At 59.3% G+C, this 6560-nt stretch carries 8 protein-coding genes; 4 read left to right on the forward strand and 4 right to left on the reverse strand.

The features are described from left to right. Positions 1-28: 28 nt before the first annotated feature. Positions 29-607 carry a hypothetical protein gene (locus tag OC446_RS07465; RefSeq protein WP_262028413.1) on the forward strand — a complete coding sequence of 193 codons (579 nt, stop codon included), beginning with the start codon at positions 29-31 and terminating at the stop codon, positions 605-607. A gap of 54 nt (positions 608-661) precedes the next feature. Here OC446_RS07465 and OC446_RS07470 read toward each other — a convergent pair whose 3' ends face one another. Both OC446_RS07470 and OC446_RS07475 read right to left on the reverse strand, forming a co-directional pair. Further along, the gene (locus OC446_RS07470) at positions 662-1270 is read right to left on the reverse strand and encodes a transcriptional regulator (RefSeq protein WP_262028414.1); all 609 of its coding nucleotides are present in this window, start codon (positions 1268-1270) and stop codon (positions 662-664) included. A gap of 135 nt (positions 1271-1405) precedes the next feature. Beyond that, positions 1406-1843 (reverse strand): lytic transglycosylase domain-containing protein, encoded by a 438-nt coding sequence (locus OC446_RS07475; RefSeq protein WP_262028415.1) that lies wholly within the window; start codon positions 1841-1843, stop codon positions 1406-1408. Between the two features lie 458 nt (positions 1844-2301). Here OC446_RS07475 and OC446_RS07480 point away from each other — a divergent pair, with 458 nt between their 5' ends. The 3 genes from OC446_RS07480 (at position 2302) to OC446_RS07490 (ending at position 5154) form a co-directional block, all read left to right on the forward strand. Continuing rightward, positions 2302-3039: a LuxR C-terminal-related transcriptional regulator gene (locus OC446_RS07480; RefSeq protein WP_262028416.1), complete on the forward strand. Its 738-nt coding sequence runs from the start codon at positions 2302-2304 to the stop codon at positions 3037-3039. Positions 3040-3491: 452 nt separating this feature from the next. Further along, positions 3492-4313 (forward strand): LuxR C-terminal-related transcriptional regulator, encoded by an 822-nt coding sequence (locus tag OC446_RS07485; RefSeq protein ID WP_262028417.1) that lies wholly within the window; start codon positions 3492-3494, stop codon positions 4311-4313. A gap of 589 nt (positions 4314-4902) precedes the next feature. Then, on the forward strand, positions 4903-5154 hold the full coding sequence (locus OC446_RS07490; protein WP_262028418.1) for a hypothetical protein: 252 nt from the start codon (positions 4903-4905) through the stop codon (positions 5152-5154). Positions 5155-5213: 59 nt separating this feature from the next. On the opposite strand, the gene OC446_RS07495 is transcribed toward OC446_RS07490, so the two are convergent. Further along, a complete protein-coding gene (locus tag OC446_RS07495) occupies positions 5214-6167 on the reverse strand; it encodes an SMP-30/gluconolactonase/LRE family protein (protein WP_262028424.1) in 954 nt (317 codons plus the stop codon). A gap of 2 nt (positions 6168-6169) precedes the next feature. Then, the coding region (locus OC446_RS07500; protein WP_262028419.1) for a TOBE domain-containing protein at positions 6170-6560 on the reverse strand (391 nt) is incomplete at its 5' end.

The raw sequence follows: 6560 nt of genomic DNA on the forward strand, positions 1-6560 counted from the left end.
TGTGGCGGGATTCTCAGGACGTTGGCTGATGGCTGCTTCCCTTGTGGGAGTTCTTGGAAGTCCGATGGCCGCGCTCGCACAGTCGGGGCGGGCGTGGGTCGACCCTCCCTCCGAGGCGGATGGCAAGGCCCAGGCACCCGTATCAGCGCCGGCATCCTTGCCGGCAAAGCCGCCGGCCCAGGTTGCCGCGCCCCCGGCTCCCGCTCCCTCGGAACCCAAGGCAAGCGCCGAGACGCAGCCGGTGGAGGACACAGCACCGTCGAAGCCGGTCAAGACGGCAAACGACAAGCCCGCGAAACCTAAAGCGGTTGTCGAGCGTAAGACGCGTGCCGCTTCGCAGCAGGCCAGTTCTTCGACACGCAACCAGCGACAGGCGGCGCAGGCTACGCGCCGCCGCAACGCAGGGACCGAGATGTCGCAAGTCGAGCCGCGCAGCGCTATTGAACGTCGTGCGCGGGCTGCCCGCTACGGCTCCGTTCAGGAGGGATTGGACGCGGGTCTTCAGGTCATGAGGCTCAGAACCATCCAACTCCCGGACGGCCGTCGTATCGAAGTTCTGACGCGGCCCGACCAGGATATCGCATCCGGATTGCCCGACGGTTATTGAGCATTCCATGCGACCTTAAAGTCGCGTGTGAGGCTTCGAGTTCTGCGCCTCGCGTCACTCGAAGCCGCCGCTCTCATTCGCGTTTGATGGACGCGACTCCCGTGCCTTCTCTTGTGCCAAACGATGAATGTCGAGCCAGAGGTCTCGCTCTCTTCGCGCATCTGCGAGCGCACGATGCGCGGCAGGTCCGAGATCATCGTTGTTGCGTTGAGCCTGAGCAAGAATGTCCTGCATGAGAGCCCGCTGAAGTTCTTCCGGAACTTTAGCATTCCGCAGCACCTCGCGCATGATCCTTCGATGCGCCATCTCGGTATCTTCAAGGCGCAGAGCATGGCGAGGGAAACCTGCCGAGCGTAGGAGCTTGCTCAACCACTTGCCGTCCCAGGACGGTGCCGTCGCATAAAGCTGACGACCCGTCAGAACCGAAACCATGCGTTTCGCAACAACTTCGAGCGGTGTTCCCTGCGCGCTCAGCTGCTCTCTGGAGATGCCGTGGATCCTGGCCGCCTTGACGTCCCAGTCGACCCAGGAGGCAGCCGGTTTGATGAGATGGCTCTCCTCCTCGCCGCTGGCGAAGGCCCACGCAACTTCAACGGGATATCCCTGCTTGCCGAGGGACGATGCTTCGAAATCGAGGAAGGCGATATCTGACAGGGAGGGCATCGTGAATCAACTCGCACAAGTCGGCCGCGCCGACCACGATTAACCCAATATCACGGCTATGAAGGCCGGGGCTATCCTACCGCGCCTGATGAACTGCTTTGCAAAGCGATGCACAGCCCATGGTCATATGACGTCTTAGCGAGCCGTTGCAGATGCAAATCCCGCGGAGGCCGGGATCGCGCCGGTGATGGTGGGGTCATTGGAGCCTGTTCTGAGCGCATTCAGCAGGCCCTTGCGCTTGGCTTCGTAATAATAGCCGCCGGAATAAAGGGCGACGGCCCGATCCGCGTTGCCACCGGCCACCATGTAGGCATTCGCCAGATAGGGAACCGCGTAAGTCAGGTTCGTGTTCGCATCGAGTAGCCCGGAGGCCGCTCCCGTGTAGCCCATGCCGCGCGCGGTGGCATAGCGGATCTGCATGAGACCGAGATTGCCCCTGTGCGATGCACGCGGATTGTAGCCGCTTTCGCGCTTGATGATGCGATGTACCACCGTTTCGGGCACGCCGTGAGCCTTGGCGTGCTGAGCGATCATCGCATCGAGCTGGGTGCGTTCAGATGCTGTTGCGGGCATGGTGCAAGCGATCGCTGCGCATGCGAGCACAAGACGAGAAATCATGAAGGTCCCCTTGTTTGAGGAGATTTCTCATCACCAATCGTGGCAATTGGACGTCAGCTTGGCTGTAAGAAGCCATCAGCGCTCAGTGGGTCCCTTGCCTCACTCGTTACAGGGAAACAGCATCCCGGATGCTCATGCCCTGTCGGGAATGCAGGTGCCGCAGCCCATTCTGAGCTCGTTATTCCTGCGTTTGCGCAAGATGGTGCGAGAGGTTTCTGGAAGGGCTATGCGCGAATGTTCGTGGACTGGCCGTGGCAGGCGCCCGCTCTCATGAGTATACGCAAGATGACGCATCCCTTTTGAGTCTGTGAACGCTACCACCTAAGCATAATTCGCTACCTCTTTATTAAGGATGGCTAACAAACGGTTAATTCGTACAATCCGAGGTAACCTCTGCGGAAAGGCTCCCTCGCATGTCACACCTCCTGTCAGTCACCACGATCTTAGGCTGCAAGAACTCGATGCTGCGTGAGGGCTTGAGGCATGTTCTCTCAAGCACCCGGTTCCGGTTGCATCCGGAAAATCTCACGCGCGGAGAGATGGCCTTGGATCAATTCGATCAGGACAGCCAGCTTCTCTTCATTCTCGATGCGAGCCTGTATCCATCGGGCCTTGCTGAAGGCATCTGGTCTTTGAAGCAGCGATATGCGCAGGCCCGGATCGTGGTGCTGTCCGACAGCTTCAATCTCGATGGCATGAAATCAGCCTTCCAATCCGGTGCCGATGGCTATTGCCTTGCCAGCACGGGATGCGAGGCTCTGATCAAGTATCTCGATCTCGTCATGCTGGGTGAAGTTGTTTTCCCATCGGCAGCCTTCCTGACGGCAATTTCGGGCAATGCGGAAGCTGGCGGCGATCACGCGAAAGACGCATCATCCATCAGGATGCAAACCTTGCCGGTCGCGTCCGGCTCCGACGGTCATGAATCTCCCATCAGAACCCTGTCGAGCAGGGAAGCGGAAATTCTCCAGTGCCTGATGCAGGGGGCCCCAAACAAGGTCATCGCGCGCAAGCTCGACGTCGCTGAAGCAACTGTAAAAGTCCACATCAAGGCTATTCTTCGTAAAATCCGTGTTGCTAATCGGACGCAGGCCGCCATGTGGGCCGTCAATCATCTGGCGCCAGGTTCAACGGAAGCGCCTTGGGCATAGCCCATCGATGATGTGTTCGCGCACGGAGCATCGGCATAGACGCTGTGCGACATTTTCCGTCGCACAGCTTCCCATGCCTTGTGTCATTCCGCAGTGACTTGATCGACGTGTTGCTGCAGGACAGAGCTGAAGGTCTCTTCGACGTCGCCCCGCGCTCATACCGTCCGACGATGGATCATAGGGAAGAACAGGCTCGATCCCATCGAAGGAAGCGGATCTGGAGCGGTCCCTTGAGGTTGAGGATCTCTACAGTGGAAGCGAAGACGCTGGCGCCACTCGGAAGAGGTAAGACGTCAATCGTTTGAAATGATGTTTCATAACAATAATAACAATTAAAGATTGTTAAAATGATTTGAATGGGTAATGATTGTCTATAATGAGATTATAAGCTAAACGTTATTGGGGAAATTTTATTATCTGCCCACCTCGTCAAGACCAGAAAGGCATCTGCGATGCGGAACACCTACGATCTTGATAGTCTTCCTCATCCGGGAGCCTCCTCGGCCAAGGATAGTGCGTATTCAAGATACATGGAGCTGGCCCGGTCGGTTGAGCCTTCTTCGGCAGACCATGTCGCCACTCGTCCGATCAAGACACTACTCATCGAGCCGAACGCTTTGTTGAGAGAAGGGCTGCGCAGAATTCTTGCAGAGACCGCCTATTCTCCTTCCGTAGCCACGGCGAGCCTCGAAGAGATGGGGGTGGTGCCGGGAATAGAGAACAGCACGATCGTTCTCATCATCGATGCCAGCCGCGACCATAATGCCACCTGTCGTCAGGCTCGGATGCTCAAAGACGGCAATCCGAGCGTCAAAGTGGTCATGCTGATCGAGGAGTACGACCTTAAGCAGGTCGTCGCGGCCTTTCAGGCCGGAGCGGATGCCTATCTCAAAAAGTCGATCTCACATGAGGTTCTGGTGAAGTCACTGGATCTCGTCATGCTGGGAGAAGCTATTTTCCCAGGCGCGATCCTTGATCTGCTCCGGGAGCGCGACCTCCAGGCCGATCTCGCCAAGCAAGCCCCGGTGCTTGAGGAAAACCACGAGGCGAGCCTTCCGGCAAAGGGACTATCCGTTCGCGAGACAGTGATCCTGCGCTGCCTCATGGATGGCGATTCGAATAAGATCATCGCCCGGAAATTCGACATCACCGAGGCGACCGTCAAAGTTCATGTGAAAGCGATTCTTCGCAAGATACAGGCCAAGAACCGCACTCAGGCGGCCATCTGGGCGGCGAGCCATCTGCCGTCGAGCCAAGGCACATCGAACAACTAAGCTATCCGCCGAGGCCTTTGTCCAATGGGAGCCTGTCGCTCCCATTGAACGTTTGGGGCTTATGGGACCTGAAGGCTCCCTAGGACAGGCAGAGGTGCCTCGTCGCGCGAACTCACCGGCGGGTCTCACTCCTCGCCCAGCATGTCGACGACCAAGCGCAATCTGCACTATCCAGTGATTCATGCCGAAGCGGCCTATCCGACATGGAGACGGGCAGGAACGCTGCTCGCAAGACCGGACTTTCCAGGCGCGCTGCTGGATTTTTGCGTGACGATGACCCGCCCCAGGCGCCGCGTGGCCGCGCAACAAGGTCTTCGTGCAGAATCTGCGCTACCTGACCTGCTACATCCTGATCGATCGCTATGCCCGCTGGCGGAGGTGGGGAGGGGAGCCCGCCGACGCCCGCCGCCCTGCGACGTGCCGCTCTGGCCAGTCCCCGGCAGATCGCCGGTTTCATCAAAGATCTGAGACGTGGCGGCTTTTCGCACCATTCCAGAGAATTATGCAGCTCACGGAGCGCGAGTGCGACTACCCGTTGATGGCCGCTGTCCTAGCGGTGCATTACGCCGCAACGAGGTGCGGATGCCCCTTGTGGTCGCTGATCTACCGCGTCCTTGCCGAACGCTTCCAGGTCTCCCGCCAACACATCGGCAACACGCTCGCCGAGGCCGAAAGGCAGGGCTGGTTCAGCATCACTCAGGGCGGCCACTTGAGGGGAATCTCCGAGGATCTCATCGCCGAATTCGAAACCTGGGCAGCGGGCCAGATGGCACATTTCCGCGAGCTGGCTGAGCAGGTCTGCGGCCGTGGCTGCTTAGCACCGGAAGCGATGGCCAGATGACGGATCGGGGTTGGCCAGAGCATCGATCCGAGCGCTGCGCGATCGGAGGCCGAGCTCCATCAATCCACGCCGCGCCACGATCGGCGCGGGGATGCCAAGGCAGTTCCGGCGACCTTTAGATCGATGGCATAAACGCTGGTGGTTGCGGCTATGAATAGCGTCCTCCCGGTATTGCCTCCGAAGGTCAGATTTGCGACCGTCTCAGGCACGAGAACTTTTCCGAGTCTCTCGCCTGCGGGCGTGTAGCAGTGCACTCCGTCCGCAGCGCTGATCCAGTAGTTGTCCATCTCGTCGACGCGGAGGCCGTCCGGCACACCGGGTTCGATGGTGATGGCAAGACCGATTTCATCCAGATCTCCGTGCTCGTTGCAGCGAAACTGTCGGACATGGCGGGGGCCATCCAGTGGAAAGGCATTCACACCGCTGTCGGCTACGACGAGAATGCTCTCGTCGCAGGAGAATGCGAGACCGTTCGGCATGAAGAATCCGTCTCCAACAGCGACAATCTCACCTGTCGCCGGGTCGAGGCGATACAGGTTCTGGACGTCCATCTCCCGTTCGCCGTCGATCTTATAGCTCTTGCTGCGAAACCCGTAGTGAGGGTCGCTGAAGAAGATCATGCCATCGGAGCGGACCACTACGTCATTGGGTGAATTGAACCGCTTGCCATCGAAATGAGTGGCGAGAACGGTCAGCGTTCCGTCATGCTCGGTCCGTGTGACACGTCGCGTCTGGTGTTCGCACGTCACCAGACGCCCTTCTGCGTCGAGGGTGTTCCCGTTGGCCCGGTCGGAGGGATCACGCCACACCGTCATCCCTTCCCCCTCACGCCACATGACGATCCGGTTTCCCGGGATGTCGCTGCACAGGAGCGCGCGGCGGTCGGGTAGCCATATCGGCCCCTCCGCCCATCCGAGCCCCGAGAACAGCTTGCGCAAGAGGGTGCCCGGCGAGACGAGCTGTTTAAAGCGCTGGTCTTCGATGACCACTGGGTCGAGCTGAGTTCCATCCATCGTCAAGACAGCCGGCGTCCGGATTGCCCATCGAAGATATGGATCAGGTCCGGGCGCACCTGAAGCGGAATGGTTTCTCCCGGCTTGGCACTGATCCGATCGCGGAACATCGCGGCTATGTTCTGTCCTCCCATCCTTGCGGTGAGCTGCGTTTCCGAGCCCATAGGCTCGATCACGACAACTTCTGCCGGCACGCCCGATGGGGCGATTTCGAAATGCTCCGGCCGGATTCCGAGGACGACGGGCTGGCCATCGGCCACCTTGAAATCCAGGGGAATTGCCAGTGTCTCGCCATGTTCGGTCATGAAACCGGCTTTGCTCCGGGTCCCACGGATGAGGTTCATGGCCGGGGAGCCGATGAAGCCGGCCACGAACAGGTTGGCCGGACGGTCG

Origin of the sequence: Microvirga sp. Mcv34 (genome assembly GCF_024519725.1) — a bacterium.
Lineage (GTDB): Bacteria > Pseudomonadota > Alphaproteobacteria > Rhizobiales > Beijerinckiaceae > Microvirga.

What these genes read in the sequence shown, in the direction of transcription:
- OC446_RS07465 (WP_262028413.1), top strand. Translation starts at nt 29, where the DNA reads ATGGCTGCTTCCCTTGTGGGAGTTCTTGGAAGTCCGATGGCCGCGCTC.
- OC446_RS07470 (WP_262028414.1), bottom strand. Translation starts at nt 1,270, where the DNA reads ATGCCCTCCCTGTCAGATATCGCCTTCCTCGATTTCGAAGCATCGTCC.
- OC446_RS07475 (WP_262028415.1), bottom strand. Translation starts at nt 1,843, where the DNA reads ATGCCCGCAACAGCATCTGAACGCACCCAGCTCGATGCGATGATCGCT.
- OC446_RS07480 (WP_262028416.1), top strand. Translation starts at nt 2,302, where the DNA reads ATGTCACACCTCCTGTCAGTCACCACGATCTTAGGCTGCAAGAACTCG.
- OC446_RS07485 (WP_262028417.1), top strand. Translation starts at nt 3,492, where the DNA reads ATGCGGAACACCTACGATCTTGATAGTCTTCCTCATCCGGGAGCCTCC.
- OC446_RS07495 (WP_262028424.1), bottom strand. Translation starts at nt 6,167, where the DNA reads ATGGATGGAACTCAGCTCGACCCAGTGGTCATCGAAGACCAGCGCTTT.